At 72.6% G+C, this 18,105-nt stretch carries 23 protein-coding genes, 1 tRNA gene and 1 pseudogene; 21 read left to right on the top strand and 4 right to left on the bottom strand.

What is annotated here, in order from left to right:
* From ACGFIW_RS33300 to ACGFIW_RS33265, 8 genes and pseudogenes are all read left to right on the top strand, one after another.
* Positions 1 to 129 (top strand): annotated as a pseudogene (locus tag ACGFIW_RS33300) (4Fe-4S ferredoxin); the annotation flags it as partial.
* The gene (gene nrfD, locus ACGFIW_RS33295) at positions 126 to 1,370 is read left to right on the top strand and encodes an NrfD/PsrC family molybdoenzyme membrane anchor subunit (RefSeq protein WP_393324370.1); all 1,245 of its coding nucleotides are present in this window, start codon (positions 126 to 128) and stop codon (positions 1,368 to 1,370) included. The pseudogene ACGFIW_RS33300 and the gene nrfD, both read left to right, overlap by 4 nt.
* A 13-nt stretch (positions 1,371 to 1,383) precedes the next feature.
* Positions 1,384 to 1,479 (top strand) — tRNA-Sec (locus tag ACGFIW_RS33290).
* A gap of 23 nt (positions 1,480 to 1,502) precedes the next feature.
* On the top strand, positions 1,503 to 2,807 hold the full coding sequence (selA, locus tag ACGFIW_RS33285; protein ID WP_393324367.1) for an L-seryl-tRNA(Sec) selenium transferase: 1,305 nt from the start codon (positions 1,503 to 1,505) through the stop codon (positions 2,805 to 2,807).
* Between the two features lie 2 nt (positions 2,808 to 2,809).
* Positions 2,810 to 4,567, top strand: coding sequence for a selenocysteine-specific translation elongation factor (selB, locus tag ACGFIW_RS33280; protein ID WP_393324364.1), 1,758 nt, complete (start codon positions 2,810 to 2,812; stop codon positions 4,565 to 4,567).
* Positions 4,568 to 4,754: 187 nt separating this feature from the next.
* Complete coding sequence (locus ACGFIW_RS33275) at positions 4,755 to 4,952, top strand: hypothetical protein (RefSeq protein WP_184187418.1); 198 nt, start codon at positions 4,755 to 4,757, stop codon at positions 4,950 to 4,952.
* An 80-nt stretch (positions 4,953 to 5,032) separates the two neighbouring features.
* Positions 5,033 to 6,310, top strand: a complete 1,278-nt coding sequence (locus ACGFIW_RS33270; RefSeq protein ID WP_393324361.1) for a hemolysin family protein — start codon at positions 5,033 to 5,035, stop codon at positions 6,308 to 6,310.
* 73 nt (positions 6,311 to 6,383) lie between these two features.
* Positions 6,384 to 6,569 carry a hypothetical protein gene (locus ACGFIW_RS33265; RefSeq protein ID WP_036410487.1) on the top strand — a complete coding sequence of 62 codons (186 nt, stop codon included), beginning with the start codon at positions 6,384 to 6,386 and terminating at the stop codon, positions 6,567 to 6,569.
* A 6-nt stretch (positions 6,570 to 6,575) separates the two neighbouring features.
* Here ACGFIW_RS33265 and ACGFIW_RS33260 read toward each other — a convergent pair whose 3' ends face one another.
* Positions 6,576 to 7,226 (bottom strand): hypothetical protein, encoded by a 651-nt coding sequence (locus tag ACGFIW_RS33260; RefSeq protein ID WP_393324358.1) that lies wholly within the window; start codon positions 7,224 to 7,226, stop codon positions 6,576 to 6,578.
* 122 nt (positions 7,227 to 7,348) lie between these two features.
* On the opposite strand from ACGFIW_RS33260, the gene ACGFIW_RS33255 reads away from it, so the two are divergent.
* The gene (locus ACGFIW_RS33255; RefSeq protein WP_393249029.1) at positions 7,349 to 7,552 is read left to right on the top strand and encodes a hypothetical protein; all 204 of its coding nucleotides are present in this window, start codon (positions 7,349 to 7,351) and stop codon (positions 7,550 to 7,552) included.
* Here ACGFIW_RS33255 and ACGFIW_RS33250 read toward each other — a convergent pair whose 3' ends face one another.
* Together ACGFIW_RS33250 and ACGFIW_RS33245 are read right to left on the bottom strand one after the other, a co-directional pair.
* Positions 7,553 to 8,029, bottom strand: coding sequence for a hypothetical protein (locus ACGFIW_RS33250; RefSeq protein WP_393324356.1), 477 nt, complete (start codon positions 8,027 to 8,029; stop codon positions 7,553 to 7,555). It lies immediately after the preceding gene.
* Complete coding sequence (locus tag ACGFIW_RS33245; protein WP_088989541.1) at positions 8,026 to 8,238, bottom strand: phosphatidylethanolamine-binding protein; 213 nt, start codon at positions 8,236 to 8,238, stop codon at positions 8,026 to 8,028. The genes ACGFIW_RS33250 and ACGFIW_RS33245 overlap by 4 nt, the downstream gene beginning before the upstream one ends.
* Positions 8,239 to 8,404: 166 nt before the next feature.
* Here ACGFIW_RS33245 and ACGFIW_RS33240 point away from each other — a divergent pair, with 166 nt between their 5' ends.
* Positions 8,405 to 8,782 (top strand): VOC family protein, encoded by a 378-nt coding sequence (locus ACGFIW_RS33240; protein ID WP_393324353.1) that lies wholly within the window; start codon positions 8,405 to 8,407, stop codon positions 8,780 to 8,782.
* A gap of 50 nt (positions 8,783 to 8,832) precedes the next feature.
* Here the strand turns inward: ACGFIW_RS33240 and ACGFIW_RS33235 are convergent, their stop codons facing one another.
* On the bottom strand, positions 8,833 to 9,714 hold the full coding sequence (locus ACGFIW_RS33235) for a universal stress protein (protein WP_393324350.1): 882 nt from the start codon (positions 9,712 to 9,714) through the stop codon (positions 8,833 to 8,835).
* Positions 9,715 to 9,832: 118 nt separating this feature from the next.
* Here ACGFIW_RS33235 and ACGFIW_RS33230 point away from each other — a divergent pair, with 118 nt between their 5' ends.
* The 11 genes from ACGFIW_RS33230 to ACGFIW_RS33180 all read left to right on the top strand — a co-directional run bounded on the left by ACGFIW_RS33230 (position 9,833) and on the right by ACGFIW_RS33180 (position 18,056).
* Complete coding sequence (locus ACGFIW_RS33230) at positions 9,833 to 10,579, top strand: SAM-dependent methyltransferase (protein ID WP_393324347.1); 747 nt, start codon at positions 9,833 to 9,835, stop codon at positions 10,577 to 10,579.
* Positions 10,580 to 10,650: 71 nt separating this feature from the next.
* Positions 10,651 to 11,829 (top strand): PP2C family protein-serine/threonine phosphatase, encoded by a 1,179-nt coding sequence (locus tag ACGFIW_RS33225; protein ID WP_393324344.1) that lies wholly within the window; start codon positions 10,651 to 10,653, stop codon positions 11,827 to 11,829.
* Between the two features lie 56 nt (positions 11,830 to 11,885).
* Positions 11,886 to 12,350 carry a MarR family winged helix-turn-helix transcriptional regulator gene (locus tag ACGFIW_RS33220; protein ID WP_393324341.1) on the top strand — a complete coding sequence of 155 codons (465 nt, stop codon included), beginning with the start codon at positions 11,886 to 11,888 and terminating at the stop codon, positions 12,348 to 12,350.
* A gap of 284 nt (positions 12,351 to 12,634) precedes the next feature.
* Positions 12,635 to 13,264, top strand: a complete 630-nt coding sequence (locus tag ACGFIW_RS33215) for a CDP-alcohol phosphatidyltransferase family protein (RefSeq protein ID WP_393324338.1) — start codon at positions 12,635 to 12,637, stop codon at positions 13,262 to 13,264.
* Positions 13,261 to 14,205: a DUF881 domain-containing protein gene (locus ACGFIW_RS33210; RefSeq protein WP_393324336.1), complete on the top strand. Its 945-nt coding sequence runs from the start codon at positions 13,261 to 13,263 to the stop codon at positions 14,203 to 14,205. Before ACGFIW_RS33215 ends, ACGFIW_RS33210 begins: the two co-directional genes overlap by 4 nt.
* A complete protein-coding gene (locus tag ACGFIW_RS33205; protein ID WP_030327710.1) occupies positions 14,202 to 14,534 on the top strand; it encodes a small basic family protein in 333 nt (110 codons plus the stop codon). Before ACGFIW_RS33210 ends, ACGFIW_RS33205 begins: the two co-directional genes overlap by 4 nt.
* Positions 14,535 to 14,545: 11 nt before the next feature.
* Positions 14,546 to 15,547: a DUF881 domain-containing protein gene (locus ACGFIW_RS33200; RefSeq protein ID WP_393324333.1), complete on the top strand. Its 1,002-nt coding sequence runs from the start codon at positions 14,546 to 14,548 to the stop codon at positions 15,545 to 15,547.
* A 60-nt stretch (positions 15,548 to 15,607) separates the two neighbouring features.
* A complete protein-coding gene (gcvH, locus tag ACGFIW_RS33195) occupies positions 15,608 to 15,988 on the top strand; it encodes a glycine cleavage system protein GcvH (RefSeq protein WP_393324330.1) in 381 nt (126 codons plus the stop codon).
* Between the two features lie 215 nt (positions 15,989 to 16,203).
* Positions 16,204 to 16,656: an FHA domain-containing protein gene (locus ACGFIW_RS33190; RefSeq protein WP_007071101.1), complete on the top strand. Its 453-nt coding sequence runs from the start codon at positions 16,204 to 16,206 to the stop codon at positions 16,654 to 16,656.
* A 50-nt stretch (positions 16,657 to 16,706) separates the two neighbouring features.
* A complete protein-coding gene (locus tag ACGFIW_RS33185) occupies positions 16,707 to 17,408 on the top strand; it encodes a MerR family transcriptional regulator (RefSeq protein WP_393324327.1) in 702 nt (233 codons plus the stop codon).
* A 183-nt stretch (positions 17,409 to 17,591) separates the two neighbouring features.
* Positions 17,592 to 18,056, top strand: coding sequence for a bifunctional nuclease family protein (locus ACGFIW_RS33180; protein ID WP_030327706.1), 465 nt, complete (start codon positions 17,592 to 17,594; stop codon positions 18,054 to 18,056).
* Positions 18,057 to 18,105 lie beyond the last annotated feature (49 nt).

The raw sequence follows: 18,105 nt of genomic DNA, 5'->3' as shown, positions 1-18,105 counted from the left end.
GTGTACGGGCTGCCACCGGACCCGGTGGTGACCACCCGCGACCTGCCGGCCATGTGGAAACGCGCCGGCCTCGCCGCCCTCGCCATGGCGGCGGCGACCGTCGCCGCGTTCGTCGGAGGTTCCTCATGACCCCACCACGCCCCGTGGGCGACCGGTTCCGTCGCTTCCGGGAGCGGCTCGCCGCCGAGGGCGGCGGCGACCGACCACAGGCGGGCGACGAGCGGCAGAGCGCCAGCGGTGCCGGGGCCGCGAGCGGTGGCGACCACCCGGGCGACCGGGACACCGCCAGCGGTGACGGTGCCGCCGGCAGCCGCCGGGGCGACCTGACGGTGCGCCGAAGCGCCGGAGCCTCCGGTCGGCGGGGCGGGCGGCGCACCGGCGGCGGCGAGGAACTGCGGGTGCCGGCGGCCGAGTTCACGTCGTACTACGGTCGGCCCATCCTCAAGGCGCCGGTCTGGAAGTGGGACATCGCGGCGTACCTGTTCACCGGTGGGTTGGCCGCCGGTTCGTCGCTGCTCGCCGCGGGTGGGCAGCTCACCGGGCGGCCGGCGTTGCGACGTGCCGGTCGGGTCACCGCGTTGGTCGCCGTCAGCGCCAGCGCCGTCTTCCTGATCAGGGACCTGGGCCGGCCGGCGCGGTTCCACCACATGCTGCGGGTGGCCAAGCCGACCTCGCCGATGTCGATGGGCACCTGGATCCTCACCGCGTACGGGCCGGCGGCGGGTGTCGCCGCGATCGCCGAGGCGGCCGGTGTGCTGCCCCGCCACGGCCCGCTCGGGCTGGCCGCCCGGGTGTTGCCGCCGCTCGGGCACGCCGCCGGGCTGCTCGCCGCCGGCACCGCGCCGGCGCTTGCCACGTACACCGGGGTGTTGCTGGCCGACACGGCGGTGCCGTCGTGGCATGAGGCGTACCCCGAGTTGCCTGTCATCTTCGCGGGCAGCGCCCTGGCCAGCGGCGCGGGCGTGGGTCTGCTCGCCGCGCCACCGGCGCAGGCGGGGCCGGCCCGGCGGATGGCGGTGGCCGGCGCGGCCCTGGAGTTGTACGGCACGCATCGTGTGGAGACCCGCCTCGGTCTGCTCAGCGAGCCCTACCGGCAGGGTCGGCCGGGGCGGATGCTGCGCGCCGCGCGGCTGCTGACCGTCGGCGGGGTGGCGGGCGCTCTGCTGGGCCGGCGCAGCCGGTTGGTCGGGGCGCTCTCCGGGACCGCGCTGCTGGCCGCGTCGGTGCTGACCCGGTTCGGCATCTTCTCCGGCGGCGTCGCCTCCGCCCGCGACCCGCGGTACACGGTGGTGCCGCAGCGTGCGCGGGTCGACGCCCGGCGGGCCGGCATGGATCTTCCATCTGGTTGGGCGGACCCGCCGGCGGTGTGATCGAATGTCCGGTGGAGGCGTTCAGGAGGCTGGTGCCCCTCCCGGTCTTCAAAACCGGAGTGGTCCGGGACCCGGGCCAGGCGGGTTCGATTCCCGTCCGTCTCCGCCAAACCGCTCGCAGGAGATGACGCGATGGGCGACGGGCCGGTGGACCCGCGACGTCGGGTGCCGCGCACCGACACGCTGCTCGCCGACCCGCTGTTGGCCGCGGCCACCGCGAGGTTGGGCCGCGACCAGGTCAAGGCGGTCGTCGTCCGCGCGCAGGACCGGGCCCGCCGTGGTGAGATCAACCCCGACGAGGTACGAGACGCCGCGGTCGCCGCGTTGCCCGCGTCCGGCCCCCGGGTGGTGCTCAACGCCACAGGCGTCGTGCTGCACACCAACCTGGGTCGGGCGGCACTGTCACCGGCCGCTGTCGCCGCGGTGGTGGCCGCCGCCGGGCACACCGACGTCGAGTTGGACCTGGGCACCGGCCGGCGGGCCCGCCGGGGTCGTGACGCGCTCGACGCCCTGGCCGCCGCCGTGCCCGACGCGGGTGCCGTGCACGTGGTCAACAACGGCGCCGCCGCGCTGGTGTTGGCCGCGACCGCGTTGGCCGCCGGCCGGGAGATCGTGGTCAGCCGGGGTGAGCTGGTCGAGATCGGCGATGGCTTCCGCCTGCCCGAGCTGTTGGAGAGCACCGGTGCGCGTCTGCGGGAGGTGGGCACCACCAACCGCACCACCCTCGCGGACTACGCCGCCGCGCTCGGCCCGCAGACCGGCTTCGTGCTCAAGGTGCACCCGTCGAACTTCCAGATCACCGGCTTCACGTCCGCCACCGGTGTGCGTGACCTGGCCACCCTCGGCGTGCCCGTGGTCGCCGACATCGGCTCCGGTCTGCTCACCGCGGATGCGTTGTTGCCCGACGAGCCGGACGCGACGAGCACGCTGCGCGCGGGTGCCGCGCTGGTCACCGCCAGTGGCGACAAGCTGCTCGGCGGCCCGCAGGCGGGGCTGCTGCTCGGTGACGTCGCGCTGATCGACCGGCTGCGCCGCCACCCGTTGGCCCGGGCGTTGCGGGTGGACAAGCTCACCCTGGCCGCCCTGGCGGCCACCCTGCACCAACCGGCCACCCCCACCCGGGCGGCCCTGCACGCTGACCCGGGTGCGCTGCGCCGACGGGTGGAGCGGCTGCGTGACCGGCTCGGCGCGGACGGCCGCAAGGCGGAGGTGGTGCCGGCCGTCGCGGTGGTCGGCGGGGGCGGCGCCCCCGGTGTCGAGTTGGACTCGTGGGCACTGAGCCTGCCCGAGCGGTACGCGGCGCCGCTGCGCACCGGAGACCAGCCGGTCCTCGGCCGGGTGGTGCGCGGCCGGCTCCTGCTCGACCTGCGCTGTGTGCCGGCCGACGCCGACGAGGCGGTCCGGGCGGCTGTGCTGCGCGTACCCGGGGACGACTGAGCGTGTTCGTCGTCGCCACCGCCGGGCACGTCGACCACGGCAAGTCGACACTGGTCCGGGCGTTGACCGGGATGGAACCCGACAGGTGGGCCGAGGAACGCCGCCGGGGCATGACCATCGACCTGGGCTTCGCCTGGACGACGCTGCCGTCCGGCGGCACCGTCGCCTTCGTCGACGTACCCGGGCACGAACGGTTCGTGCCGAACATGCTCGCCGGGGTCGGCCCGGTGCCGGCGGCGCTGATCGTGGTGGCCGCCGACGAGGGGTGGATGCCGCAGTCGGCCGAGCACCTGGCCGCGCTCGACGCGCTCGGTGTCGCGTACGGCCTGCTGGCGGTGACCCGCGCGGACCTGGCCGATCCGGGGCCGGCGACGGCCCGCGCCCGCGCCGAGATCGGCGCGACACATCTCGGCGCGGTGGAGGCGGTCGCGGTCAGCGGTCGGACCGGCGCGGGTCTGCCGGAGCTGCGGGCCGCCCTGGACCGGCTCGCCGCCCGCCTGCCGTCGCCCCGGTTGGACGACCCGGTCCGGCTCTGGGTCGACCGCAGCTTCACCGTGCGGGGCAGCGGCACCGTCGTCACCGGCACCCTCGGCGCCGGTCGGCTGCGGGTGGGCGACACGCTGGAGGTGGCCGGTGCCGACGAACCGGTCCGGGTCCGTGGCCTGCACTCGCTCGGCGAGGCCCGCCCGGAGGCCGCCGCGGTGGCCCGGGTGGCGGTCAACCTGCGCGGTACGCCCCGCGACCAGCTCGGCCGAGGTGACGCGCTGCTCACCCCGGGCCGGTTCCAGCACACCGACCTCGTCGACGTCCGCCTCACCGGCGACCCGGCCGCCGACCTGCCGGCCACCCTCACCCTGCACGTCGGGTCGGCGGCGGTGCCGGTGCGGGTCCGACCGCTCGGTGCGGACACCGTACGGCTGCGCCTGTCCCGCCCGCTGCCGCTGCTGGTGGGCGACCGGGCGCTGCTGCGGGACCCGGGCCGGCACCACGTGGCCGGCGGGGTGCGGGTGCTGGACGTGGCGCCGCCGCCGCTGGCCCGTCGAGGGGCCGCGGTGGCCCGCGCGCAGGTCCTCGCCGAGGTGGACGGTCGACCCGACCTGGTCGGTGAGCTGCGCCGCCGCCGCCTGGTCCGGGCCGGCGCGCTGCTGCGGATGGGCGTGCCGGTGCACGTCGCGCCGGTGGCCGGTGACTGGCTGGCCGACCCCGAGCACTGGCGGCGACTCGGCGACCAGGTCACCGAGGAGGTCACCCGCTACGTGCGGGAGCACCCGTTGGAGCCGGGGATGCCGGTGGACGCGTTGCGCCAGCGCCTCGCCCTGCCCGACCGGGTGCTGGTCGAGGCGCTGATCCGGCCGCCGCTGCGCGTGCACGCCGGTCGGGTCGGGGCGGCCGGCGCCGCCGACGGGTTGCCCGAGCCGGTGGCGCGGGCCGTGCGGCGGGTCCGCGAAGAGTACGGTGACCGCCCGTTCCGGGCTCCGGAGGCGGACCGTCTCGTCGACCTGGGTCTGGGCCCCCGGGAGATCGGCGCCGCGGTGCGGGCCGGTGCCCTGCTGCGGTTGGCCGACAACGTGGTGCTGCTGCCCGACGCGCTCGACGACGCGGTCCGGGTGCTGGCCGGCCTGCCGCAGCCGTTCACCCTCTCCGCGGCCCGGCAGGCGTTGGACACCACCCGGCGGGTCGCGGTGCCGCTGCTGGAGTTGCTGGACCGGCGCGGCGCGACCCGCCGACTGCCCGACGACGCCCGGATCGTCGTCACCTGAGTGCTCGCCCTGCGGGGCTGACAGGGGCGCGCCCGGATGCGATGGTGGGCTGATGGTCGAGCTGTCCCCGCTCCGGTCGCGACCCGCCGGTGGCAGGTGGCGTGTCGTCGTCCCGGGGGCGCTGCGGTGGGGGCTGGTGCCAGGCTAACCGGCCCCCGGGGCGGTGGTGGTCACCTACGGTGACGCCATGGACCCTTCGGCGGTCTGGCGGGACCGGCAGCACCGGTGGCGGATCGAGGCGTACCGTGCGCCGGACCTGCGGTTCGCCATCTACGCCACCAACGGCCCCACCGAATCCGTGCCGCTCTGGCTGTTCGGTATGTCGGCGCTGGCCCGCTGGTTGATGTCGCACGCCATCTCGCTGGACGACCTGGAGGTCGACTGAGCGGTGGCGCGGGCGTAAACCGGACCCGGAGCCGGCCCCGCTGCGGTTGAGTGACCTGAGGTGGCGGACGGGGGTACGCGATGGGCGGTCAGCTCGTGCAGTTGGCGCTGGTGGCGGTGCTGGTGCTTGTCAACGCCGCGCTCTCCGGCAGCGAGATGGCGTTGGTGACGTTGCGCGAGGGGCAGTTGCGGCGGCTGGGTCGGCGTGGTGGTGCCGGTGACCGGTTGGTGCGGCTGTCCCGCGATCCCAACCGCTACCTGGCGACCATTCAGCTCGGCATCACCCTGGCCGGTTTCCTCGCCTCGGCGGCGGCCGCGGTGTCGCTGGCCGGGCCGTTGGTCGGGCCGTTGGGCTTCCTCGGCGGCGCGGCCCGTCCCGCCGCGGTACTGCTGGTGACCGTGCTGCTGACGTTCGTCACGCTGGTGCTCGGCGAGTTGGCCCCGAAACGACTGGCGATGCAGCGGGCGGAGCGCTGGGCGCTGCTCGTCGCCGGACCGCTGGACCTGCTCGCCCGGGTGTCCCGGCCGGCGGTGTGGCTGCTCAGCCGGGCCACCGACGCGGTGGTACGGCTGGCCGGCGGCGACCCGGGGGCCAACCGCGCGGAGATGACGGAGGACGAGCTGCGGGAGATGCTGGCCAGCCAGCGTGGCCTGTCGGCGCAGCAGCGGGAGATCCTGACCGGCGCGTTCGACATCGCCGGCCGGACGTTGCGGGAGATCCTGGTGGCCCGCCGGGCGGTGACGACGCTGCCGGCCACCCTGACCGCCGACGAGGGGGTGCGCCGCCTCGCCGCCGCCGGGCGGTCCCGCGCCCCGGTCACCGGTCCCGGTGGCCTGGACGAGGTGCTCGGGGTGGTGCACATCCGCGACCTGGTGCGGGCCGGCACGGCGTCGGTGGGGGAGCGGGTGCGCTCGCCGGTGCTGCTGCCGGTGACCCTGCCGGTCGCCGACGCGATGCGGCAGCTCCGTCAGGAGCATCAGCAACTGGCCCTGGTGGTCGACGAGCACGGGGGGATCGACGGCCTGGTCACCATGGAGGATCTGCTGGCCGAGGTGGTCGGCGAGTTGTACGACGAGACCGACCGGGACGTGCGCGGGGTGCTCTGGGAGGAGGACGGGTCCCTGCTGGTGCCCGGTGACTTCCCGCTGCACGACCTGCCCGACCTGGGGGTGCGGTTGAGCTTCCCGTTGTCCCGGGAATACACCACGGTGGCCGGGTTGGTGCTGGCCCGGCTGCGGCACCTGCCCGGCAGGCCGGGGGAGACGGTCCGACTACCCGGGCTGACCCTGGAGGTGGTGGAGGTCGCCGACCGGGCGGTGCGGCGTGTGCGGCTGCGCGGGTTCACCCCCGAGCGTTGACCGGGTCGCCCGGACGGGGGACACCGGCGCCGAACACCCCCGCGGCGGATGCGGCCCGCCTACGGTGCGATTCGTGAAGGACCGAGGTTTACGGACGTTCGTCACGGTGCTGGCCGGCCTCGCGGTGATCTACTTCGGCAGCGCCGGGCGCAGCCCCGAGGAGGGGCGTGGGATCTCCGGCGGGGTGGTGGTCCTGGCGTTGCTCGCCGCGTTGCTGGTGTGGCACCTGACCCGGCCGGGGGACAAGACGGTGAAGTGAGCCACCTCAGCGGGCGGCGACCCGGCTGACCTCGCCGGCGGACTCCTCGCCGAGCGCCACCCGCACCAGCGCCGAGGCGAGCCGGCCGAAGTCCGGTTCGTCGACCAGGCCGGCCAACCCGTCCGGGGAGCCCGGCAGACCCAGCCGCTTCGCCCCGGCGAGGGCCCGACGGTCGGCGTACGGGCGCACGTCCGACCAGACCGCCTGGGCTTCGCGCAGGTAGATGTCGGCGCCGGTGGGGCCGATTCCGGGAAACTCGGTGAGGCGGCGACGCAGCCCGGCGGGGTCGCCCTGCGCCTCCCGGTGCAGTCGGCGCAGGTCACCGTGCCAACGGTCCAGGCACAGTCGGGCACCGGTGCCGAGCATGGTGGCCGTCCGCTCGTCGTAGCGGCGGTAGTGGCCCCGGCCCAGCGCGTCGACGCGGTCCTGCCAACTGGCCGCCTCCATCGCCTGCGGCGTGCGGTAGCCCGCGGCGAACAGCTCCCGCGCGGCGTCCACCGCCAGGCACGCCCGGATCCGGGTGCTCAGCAGGGTGGCCAGCACCAGTAGCTGGTAGAGCGGGCGGGGGCGGTCGGCGAGCTGGATGCCGGCCTCCTCGGCGTACGTGCGGCCACGCCGGTCCAGCAGGACCCGCGCCACGGTTCGATCGTCGCCCACACCGCGGGGGTACCCACTGCGTGGCGGCCTAGCCGTCGCACCGTCGGAATGCCGCCGGGGCGGGCGGGTATGCCGGCGGTGGAGGCGGTCGATGCCGCCTGCGTACCGGAGGGAGACACACCGTGGTCAACCCGCAGCAGGAGGAGTTCCGGCGTAACGCCAAGGGAGCCACCAGCCAGGACAGCAAGGGGCCCACGCCGACCGGGCATCCACTCAACCGCGGTTCGTCACGCGGCGACGAGGGTCGGCCGGTGCCCAAGGGGCAGGTGTCGCCGTACGGCCCGGCCGGTGAGCCGGTGGCCGACGACGACAGCGATACCCGCTAGCTAACGAGTGCGCCCGGACGGCCGCCGCAACCTGTTCCAGGTGGCGGCGGCCGTCAGCCCGTACGCGAGGTGCGGAATGATGTCCGAGATCCAGTCGGAGCGCCGCCACGTGCGGGGGTCGCTGATCCCGAGCGCGGTGATCGACCCGTCGGTCATGGTCATCACACCGGCGCCGAGCAGGCCGGTGGCCAGTGGCAGTGGCTGGCGACGCCCACCGGCGTAGAGCGCGAACGCGACGCCCGCGGCGATGCCCAGCCCGTAGCCGACAAGCGGCCCGAGGCCCGAGCGGCGGTTCGCCGCCCGGCCGTCGGACCCCAGGCTGACGTGCGCGATCCCGGCGAGCCGGTCGACGGTCTCCTGGGGGACGTCGCTCTCCGGCCGCCCCCGTAGGGCCATGTCGAGGTAGCTGACCACGTTCAGCGCGGTGCTGCCGACGGCGCCCGCGATGGCGCCGTCGGCAAGGTCGACCCTGCTCACTTCGGGTCGCCCGGTTCGCGCTCGCTCTTGGGGCCGTACGTGCGGTCACCGCGCACCACGCCCCGCTGGCCGCGATCCTCCTGGAGGATCCGGTTGGCGACCTGGTTGGCCTTACCGTCGGGCACCCGGCGTCCGGAGTCGTCGATCGCGTTGCGCAACCGCGCCCGCTGCTTGTCGTAGGCGTTACTGCCCGGCCGTGGTCCTGGCATCTGGTGCCTCCTTCGTCGGGTCTGGGCTCCTGTGCCGCCTTCGGCGGTCGGGACAACCGTCGCCGTCGGCGTACCGCGGCCGTCTACCCGTCTGGTGGCCGGCCAACCTCGGGGCCCGGTACTCCATCCGCAGATCGTGATCAGGTGTCGTGAGACGCTGCCCTTCATGATCGCCAAGCTGCAGTGCGTGGTGTTGGACTGTGCCGATGTCGTTGGGCTGTCCCGGTTCTACCAGTCGCTTCTCGGCGGCGTGGTGAACCAGCCGGATCCGCGGTGGTCGCTGGGGGAGAGTTGGGCGACACTCCACACCGATGGTGGGTTCGTGCTGGCCTTCCAGCGCGTGGACAACTATCAGCCGCCGCGGTGGCCGGACTCGGCTCACCCTCAGCAGTTCCACCTCGACTTGGAGGTCAAGGACCTGGAACAAGCTCAGGACGACGTCCTCACGCGGGGCGCCACGCTGCTCGACGCGGGTGATGGCCAGCGGAGTTGGCGCATCTTCGCGGACCCGGCAGGACACCCGTTCTGTCTCGTCCGGCACTGACAGGGGGCCGTAGGGGTGCGACCACGGGCCACAGCACAGATCCTGGAGTACTAGCCGGGAGCGTGGACCACGGCGACCGGGCAGCGCGCGTGGTGCAGCATCGACTGGCTCACCGACCCCAGCAGCAACCCGGTCACCTCGCCGCGCCCCTGCCCGCCCACCACCGCCAGTTGCGCGGAGTCGGACGCCTCGGCCAGCACGTTGCCGGGCCGGCCGTGGACCGCACGACAGGTCAACCGCAGCTCCTGGTGCCGCTCGGTCAGCCCGGTCAACCACTCGGCGAGCATGCGCTCCTGCTCGCCGTGCAGCGTCGCCTCGTCGTACACCAGGGGTTGCATGTCGCCGGGGCCGCTGCTGCCCGGATGCCGGTAGGCGTGCACGGCCACCAGCGGCACGCCGCGCGCCACGGCCGTCTCGGCCGCGAAGTCGGCCGCCAGCCGGGAGGCCGGCGAGCCGTCCACCGCGACCAACACCGGCTCGTCGGGCCGTTGCGCGCCGCGGGCCACCAGCACCGGGCAGTCGGCGTACGCGGCGACCTGCACCGCGACCGAGCCGACCACAAGCGCCGAGAAGCCACCCAGCCCTCGGTCGCCGAGCACGATGAGCGCGGCGGTCGGTGACTCGCCCACCAGCACCGCGGCGGCCTCACCGTCGATGATCTCACCGGAGATCGACAATCCCGGTACGGTCGCCTCGGCCTCGGCCACCGCGGCCTGGACGAGTGCCTCGGCCCGGTGGCGCAGCCCACCGCCGGGCGGCGCGTCCGGGGCGGGGGAGTCCGGTACGTGCAGCAGCGGCCAGATGAACCCGTGTACGACCCGCAGTGGCCGATGCCGGCGTGCCGCCTCCGTGGCGGCGAGGCGCACGGCGCGCAGCGCCGGCTCGGAGCCGTCCACGCCGACCACCACCGCCGCGCTGTTCGCCGAGTTCACCGCCCACCTCCCGCCCAGGGGCCAGTATCGCGGGCGGCGGCGTGTTCGCGTCGCGATACCGCTGAGCGCGTCGGGATCGGTACGCTGGCGACCACCGGTCCGCAAGGGAGGGCTGTCGATGGGTGAACCGGACCAACCGAGCACCGGCCGCATGATCGACTTCTGGCTCGGTGGGGAGCACCACTTCCCGGTCGACGTGGCCGCCGCGAGCGCGTTCGAGCAGGCATACGGGCCGTGCGCGCCGGTGTTCCGGGAGCTGCGGGCGTTCCTGGGGCGGGCGGTGCGGGTCATGGTCGCCCACGGCGTGGACGGTTTCCTGGTGTTCGGCGCCGGGGTGCCCACGATGGGCAACGTGCACGAGGTCGCCACCGACGCGACGGTGCTCTACACCGACGTCGACCCGGTGACCATCCGGCTGGGGCAGAGCATCCTCGCCGGCAGCGACCGGGCCGGCTACGGCTTCGGTGACGCGACCGACATCGGCACGATCGACCCGGCGCAGCTACACCGTTTCGTGCCAGGCTGGGGCCGTCGGCCGGTCGGGGTGGTCTTCCTCGGGCTGGCCGCGTTCCTCGACGACGCGACGCTGACGCACACCCTCGACGAGCTGTACGCCGGCGCGGCGCCGGGCAGCCTGCTCGTCGTGGACTTCGACACCGAGGAGCTGGCGGGTCACCCGCAGGCGCTGGCGATGATGGGGCCACAGTTTCGGATGCGCCCGCCGTCGGCGTTCGCGCCGCTGCTGGGCCGCTGGGCGCCGACGGCGGACGGGATCGTGCCGGTCGCCCGGTGGCGGCCGACGGGCCCGCCGGCGCAGGTGCCCGACGCGTTCCACGGTGTGCTCGCGACCCGTAACGCCGACTGACCGCGGGGATTCGCCGCCTCGGGGTGTCCGTATGATGCTTGCCCTACAGCAAGCTTCTGGAGAGGACGACCATGGTGGACCCGCCGGAGGTGGTGTCACGCGCGCTGCGCGAGGCCCCGCCCGACCAGTTGGCCGAGGCGGCGGACCAAGCCATCCGGTCGACGCTGGGCGCGCTGCGCACCGACGTGTTCGTGGCCGACTATCGGATCAGCGGCCTGTGGCCGCTGCTGGATCCGGATCTGCCGGCGGCCGGGTTCCTGGCCTGCCACACCGTGGCGCAGCGGTGCTTCAGCAGCCAGCAACCGGTCCGCGACGCCGCCGGCGAGGGCCCCTGCCGGCTCTACCTGCCGTTGACGGTGTGGGGGGAGCGGTTGGGCGTGCTGTTGGTCGAGCTTCCCGCCGTACCGAATCCGACGATCACCGGGCAGGCGACCGACATCGCCGCCGCGCTCGCGGTCGCGATGCGTGCCGCGGACCGGGGGACCGACCGGTACCGGCGGGCCCGCCGACGGGAGCGACTGACGATGGCCGCCGAGATGCAGTGGGATCTGCTGCCCGGCCGCAGTGTCGCCAACCAGGCGTTCCAGCTGGCCGGCCAGTTGGAACCGGCGTACACCGTGGGTGGGGACCACTTCGACTGGTCGCTCGACGGCGACCGTCTCACCGTGACGGCGCTCAACGGCGAGGGCAGTGGTCTGGCCGCGTCGATGCTGACCGCCGTGGCGGTCAACGCGATGCGCAACGCGCGTCGCTCCGGTGGTGGCCTGGTGGAGCAGGCCGAGCTGGCCTCGGACACGGTCTTCTACCAGCACCGGGGCCGCCGGTACGTGGCCACCCTGCTGCTTGAGGTGGACACGCGCACCGGCCGGGTGCGGGCGGTCGACGCGGGCTCCCCGCACCTGCTGCGGATGCGCGGGGCCACGGTGGAGTCGATCAAGCTGGACCAGCAGTTGCCGCTGGGGATGTTCGCCGAGACCCGGTACGAGGTGCAGGAGTTGCAACTCGTGCCGGGTGACCGCCTCGTCGTGGTCAGCGACGGGGTGTGGGCCGCCGAACCGCCGGGCCAGGAGCCGTACGGGGAACGGATGATGGCCCGTTCCCTGCGTGCCACACGGTTGCAGCCGGCGGCCGAGGCGGTTGGTACGGTGATGCGCGAGCTGCACGCCTACCACGCGGACTCCGACCTGCGCGACGACGCCGTCGTGGTGTGTCTGGACTGGCACGGTCCGCGTGGGCGGGGCACCGGGTGAGGGTCCCTGTCAACCCGTCTGGCGGGCACCAGCGCGACAACGGCAGGGGACATCACGTGGAGCGACCTGCGGATCTCGCCTCAGCTATCGACGCGGCTGCCGGCACGCTGATCGCCGTGCTCGACTCGGCCGCGGCGCGGCACCAGGTGCCGCCCACCCAGTTGCGGGTGCTGACGCTGCTCAGCAGCCGACCGGAGACCAACGTCAACGCGTTGGCGGAGCTGCTGGACGTGGTGCCGTCGTCGGCGAGTCGCCTCTGCGACCGGCTGGAGGCGACCGGGCTGCTGCGTCGGATGGCCGATCCCCGCGACCGGCGCGAGGTGCGGTTGGTGCCGACCCCCGCGGCGCTGACGCTGCTGCGGGAGCTGGCCGAGCGCCGGCAGCGGGCGGTGCAGGCGGTGCTGGATCGGATGCCGGCGAGGGCGCAGCACGATCTTTTGCTGTCGTTGGTCGCGTTCGGCCGCGCGGCGACGCAGTCGGTGCCCGAGCAGCCGACCGACTCGGCGGTGCAGACGGCCTGAGCGCCACCTCGCGCCAGGCCGCACGGGCGCTTCCACTATTATCCTAGGACGCTCTACGCGTGGTGATCCACCCCACAGTGCGACAACGGCCGCACCCAGCGCGGGCGGCGGCGCCGGGAAAGCCGAAACGAGCCCGATATAGTGACAACGCACCTACCCGGCCCGTGATCTCCGAGATCGCGGGCCGGATCAGGGAAGAGACCCCACCCGGGGCGGAGCCGGCGCAGGCCGGCCCGACAACGCGTACGACGTCGGCCGGGGGCCCGTGCCGTGGAGGAGGATCGGTGTCGCGTCCGGCTCGGGCAGAGCAACCGCGGGACACCGGTGACGAGGCTCCCGGCAATCAGGTGCTGACCCTGCCCAACCTGATCAGCTTCGTGCGGCTGCTGGGCGTCCCCCTGTTCCTCTATCTGTTCCTGGTCGAGCGGGCCGACGTGGCGGCGATCGTCGTCCTGGCCATCGGCGGCACCACGGACTGGGTCGACGGCTGGATCGCGCGTCGTCTGCACCAGGTCAGTCGACTCGGGGAGTTGCTCGACCCGTTCGCCGACCGGCTCTACATCCTCGCCACCCTTGTCGCGTTCACCGCCCGGGAGGTGGTGCCGTGGCAGTTCACCGCGGCCCTGCTGGCCCGCGAGCTGCTGCTGCTCGGCTCGCTGGCGGTGCTGCGCCGCTACGGGTACGGGCCGCCGCCGGTGCACTACGTGGGTAAGACCGCCACGTTCCTGCTGCTGGCGGCGTTCCCGGTGTTGTTGTTGGCCAGCGAGTGGGCCGCGGCGGCGACGGCGACGGCTGCGATCGGCTGGGCGTTGGCGTGGTGGGGGCTGGTGCTCTACTGGGTGGCCGGCGGAATGTACGTGGTGCAGGCTGCGCGGCTGGTGCGCGCGGTGCGCGGCCCGGGAGCGGTGGCATGAGCGCGCCGCAGTCGGGCAAACCCCGCCCGGATCGGGTGTACGCGCCGGACTTTCTCACCGAGTTGTTTCGCAATCCACTGGATCCGGGCTATGCGGATGCGGCTGCTGCCCGCCGGCGTTCGGCGTCCACCGAGCCGGTCCGGGGGTGGCGTGCCTGGCCGGCGCGGTCGGTAAGCGTGGTCGTGGTGGTGCTGCTCGGTTTCCTGTTCGCGGTGGCGTACCGGCAGACGGTGGCGGACGAGCCGGGGCGCAGTCAGGCTCGCTCCGGCCTGGTGGCGCAGATCAAGGAACGGGAGGGTCAGACCGACAGGTTGTCCACGCGGGCGGACCAGCTGCGCGAGGAGGTCGGTCGGCAGCGGGACGCGGCGTTGAGTGGGTCGACCGCTGCGCGGCTGCGGGATCTGGAGGCGAGCACCGGGTTGGGTCGGGTGCGCGGCGACGGTGTGGTGGTGCGGTTGGCGGACGGGCCGGGTAAGGCGGACGCGGTGACGGGTGCGGGCGCGGGGCCGTCGCGGGTGCTCTACAGCGATCTGCAGGGGGTGGCGAACGCGCTGTGGAGTGCTGGTGCGGAGGCGATCGCCATCAACGGGCAGCGGTTGACCTCGACGTCGACGATCCGTACGGCGGGTGATGCGATCCTTGTGGATTTCCGGCCGGTGATGGGGCCGTACGAGGTGTCGGCGATCGGTCCGGGTTCGATGCGGCGCAAGTTCGAGAACAGCCGGAACGCGGATCTGATGCGGGAGGTCGCGCAGAAGACCGGGTTGTCGTTTGGTGTGCGGGAGGCGGATGGCCTCACCCTGCCGGCGGCTCCGGAGCCGCAGCTACGCTACGCGAAGCCGTCGGTCAGTCCGAGCCCTTCCGCGTCGGGTGTCCGGTCCGGCAGTCCTGGGTCGTCGGGTTCGACGACGACCGCTAGCCCCTCCGGAGGTGGCCGATGATCGCGGTGCTGGCGTTGCTTGCCGGTGTGGTGCTGGGTGTGTGGCTTGATCCCACGGTGCCGGCGGCGTTGCAGCCGTACCTGCCGATCGCGGTGGTGGCGGCGTTGGACGCGGTGTTCGGTGGGGTGCGGGCCAGGTTGGACCGCATCTTCGACGACAAGCAGTTCGTGGTGTCGTTCATCTCGAACGTGTTGGTCGCTGGTCTGATCGTGTATCTGGGTGACCAGCTCGGGGTGGGCGGGCAGTTGTCCACCGGTGTGGTGGTCGTGCTGGGTGTGCGCATCTTCGGCAATGTGGCGGCGATCCGTCGGCACCTGTTCCGGGCGTAGGTTTGACGGCGATGAGTGACGAGCAGAGTGACACGGGGACCGGGTGGCCGCAGCCGGGTGGGCCGACGCGCCCGGGTGGGCCGGCTGGTGAGCCGGATCCGCGTCCGGATGCGCCGGATCCGGACGAGTTGAGTCCGTTGGCCCCGCAGGAGCCCGTGGAGCCGCGGGAGCGGCCGGACGAGGAGCCGGCGGGGGAGTCGGTCGACGGTGCGACGGTGGATCTGAGCGCGATGTCGCGGTCGGGGGAGCCGGTGGCGGGTTCGGACGGGTTGGCCGAGCCGGCCGGGGTGGCGGCGGCGCCGGTGGCGGCGGGTCGGTTCCGGTGGAGTACGGCCGGTGTGATGATCGTGGCGTTGTTGGTGTTGCTGGGTTTCACGTTGGTCGTGCAGTTGAAGACGACGTCGACGGATCCGACGTTGGGGGCGACGCGTCAGGAGGACCTGGTGCGGATCCTGTCGGATCTGGATGCCCGGGAGAGTCGTCTGCAGCAGGATATCCGTGCTCTGGAGGACAGTCAGCGGCAGTTGCAGTCGGGTGAGCAGGGTCGTCAGGCGGCGTTGGACGAGGCGACGCGGCGGGCTAACGAGTTGGGCATCCTGGCGGGGACGTTGCCGGCGGTCGGGCCGGGGTTGACGGTGCAGTTCGAGGCTGGTGTCAAGCCGATCACGGCGACCCGGGTGTTGGACGCGGTGCAGGAGCTGCGGGGTGCGGGTGCGGAGGCGATGCAGATTTCCGGTGGTGACCGGGCGACGGTGCGGATCATCGCGTCGACGTACTTCCTCGATGGGGACAATGGGTCGTTGGTGGTGGAGGGGCGTCGGTTGACGGGGCCTTTCACGATCACGGTGATCGGTGATCCGGCGACGATGCGTACGGCGTTGAACATTCCTGGTGGGGTGGTGGCGTCGGTCCGGGGTGTCGGCGGTAACGTGACGTTTGGGGAGCGTGAGGTTGCCGAGGTTTCGGCGCTGCACGCGCCGATCAAGTTGGAACACGCCCGTCCGGTCTCCTGACCGGCGCGGCCGCGCCGGACCCGGGTGGTCCGGGGCACCGATGGATGAAGGACGCGTCTGGTGATTCCTGAGGATCTGCGATACACCGCCGAGCATGAGTGGGTGGCGGGTGACGGCACGGCTTCGATCCGGGTCGGTATCACGCACTTCGCGCAGGACGCGCTGGGTGACATCGTGTACGTGCAGTTGCCCGAGGCGGGTGCGGTGGTCGCGGCCGGTGACTCGTTGGGTGAGATCGAGTCGACCAAGAGTGTGTCGGAGCTCTACGCGCCGGTCGCCGGTACGGTGGCGGCGCGCAACGAGGCGTTGGGTGACACACCTGAGTTGATCAACACTGATCCGTACGGTGAGGGTTGGTTGGTGGAGATCACGCCGAACGATCCGACGGCGACGGACGGGTTGCTGACGGCGGCTGCTTATCAGAAGATCACCGAAGGCTGAGTGTGCGTGATCCGGTGCGTGGGCTGTGTGCGCGCGTCCGGTTGCCCTGCATTTCGGCGCTGGCTAGGCTCGCCCAGTCGACCGAGAACCCAAATAGTTGAGCGTTGCGGAATTGCCTTCCCGGGCACGGGGAGCCAGCCGCCGGGTGGACAAGCGCCCGGCGGCCAGACCCGCCATTACCCGACGCCGACCGAACAGATCCGTGAGGTGGTCCCATGACGCGGCCAGACGACGAGTTCCCCCCGCTCGACGTCACTTCGACGCTCAATCTCGGTTCGCTCGACGAAGTGCTGGAAGGGCCCGATACCGATGTGGTGCCGAGCCGGATGTCCGGTTCGTTGCCGCCGGGTATGGCGCTTCTGGTGGTTCGTCGAGGTCCGAATGCGGGTGCCCGGTTCCTGTTGGACCACGATGTGACGACCAGTGGCCGGCATCCGGACAGTGACATCTTCCTTGATGACGTGACGGTGTCGCGTCGGCACGCGGAGTTCCACCGTGATGGTGGGACGTTCACGGTGCGGGACGTGGGTAGCCTGAATGGCACGTACGTGAATCGTGAGCGGGTTGAGGCGGCCACGTTGAGCAATGGTGATGAGGTTCAGATCGGTAAGTTCCGGGTGGTGTTCATCGCCGGTCCGCGCCCGGAGGAGGAGGCCGGCCGGGGGTGAACGAGCCTGCGGCCTCCACGTCACCCGGGGCGGCTCGGTCTCAGCCGCTGATGAGCATCGGTGAGGTGCTTGGGCAGTTGCGGGTGGATTTTCCGGACACCACGATTTCGAAGCTGCGGTTTCTTGAGGCTGAGGGTTTGGTCGAGCCGCAGCGGACGGCGGCGGGTTACCGGAAGTACAGCTGGGACGATGTGGCGCGGTTGCGGTTCGTGTTGACCGCGCAGCGGGACAAGTACCTGCCGTTGCGGGTGATCCGTGAGCAGTTGGCCCAGTGGGATTCGTCTGGTGAGCAGCCGGGGCGGTCGCGGCCGGCGTTGGTGGCGGTTGGTCCTGATGGTGCGGTGCCGGGTCGTGAGTCGGTGGAGCCGGTCGAGTCGTCGCAGGTGCGGCTCGGCCGGTCGGATCTGGTGGCGCGTAGTGGGATCGACGAGTCGACGTTGGTGGAGTTGGAGCGGCTCGGTGTGGTGGTGTCGGATCCGCCGGGGTGGTATGACGGGGATGCGTTGATCATCGCGTCCGCGGTGGCGGGTTTGGCGTCGTACGGGTTGGAGCCGCGGCACCTGCGGGGTTATCGGACGGCGGCGGACCGTGAGGTTGGTTTGTTCGCGCAGTTGGTGGCGCCGTTGGCGCGGCAGAGTGATCCGGCGGCGCGGGCTCGTGCGGCGGAGACGGCGCGTGAGTTGGTGGCGTTGTCGGAGCAGTTGCACGCGGCGTTGGTGCGGGTGGGTCTGCGTTCGACGTTGGGTCGGTGAGGGTGCCCGGTGAGTGGTGGCTGAGCGGAAAGATCTCTTCCGGGAAGCGTGCCGTAGGCTTGCCGGGGTAACCCCTTTCTGGCGCGGGCGTGGTGCTGTAGCGGACGGGACGGCCGTGTCGCGGTCCGTGTACCGTGCAGGGATAGGGCGCGGTGCGTAGGTGACGACGACACGGAGGCGGCGGTGCGCGAGCTGAGCGTGGTCGGAGTTCGGGTGGAGCTGCCTAGCAACCAGCCGATCGTCCTGCTCAGGGAGGTCGAGGGGGACCGCTATCTGCCGATCTGGATCGGCGCGGTCGAGGCCACGGCTATCGCTTATGAGCAGCAGGGGGTCAAGCCGGCCCGGCCGTTGACGCATGATCTTTTGCGTGACGTGTTGGCGGCGTTGAAGGCGCCCCTGCAGGCGGTGGAGATCACTGAGCTCAAGGAGAACGTGTTCTACGCGGATCTGTTGATCGGCGATGGGGTGCGGGTGTCGGCGCGGCCGAGCGATTCGATCGCGTTGGCGTTGCGTGTCGGTGCGCCGATTCGTTGTGCTGAGCAGGTCCTGAGTGAGGCGGGGATCGTCATTCCTGATGAGCAGGAGGACGAGGTGGAGAAGTTCCGCGAGTTCCTGGAGCAGGTGCGCCCGGAGGATTTCGCGGGCTGAGTGGGCCGTGGGCTCTGCTCCCGGGTGTCACTGTGGGTGATGCCCCGGT

The sequence above is a fragment of the Micromonospora sp. NPDC048935 genome, from assembly GCF_043197875.1.
GTDB lineage: Bacteria > Actinomycetota > Actinomycetes > Mycobacteriales > Micromonosporaceae > Micromonospora.
The sequence above is the reverse complement of the archived record's forward strand: the minus strand, read 5'-3'. Positions and strand labels throughout refer to the sequence as shown.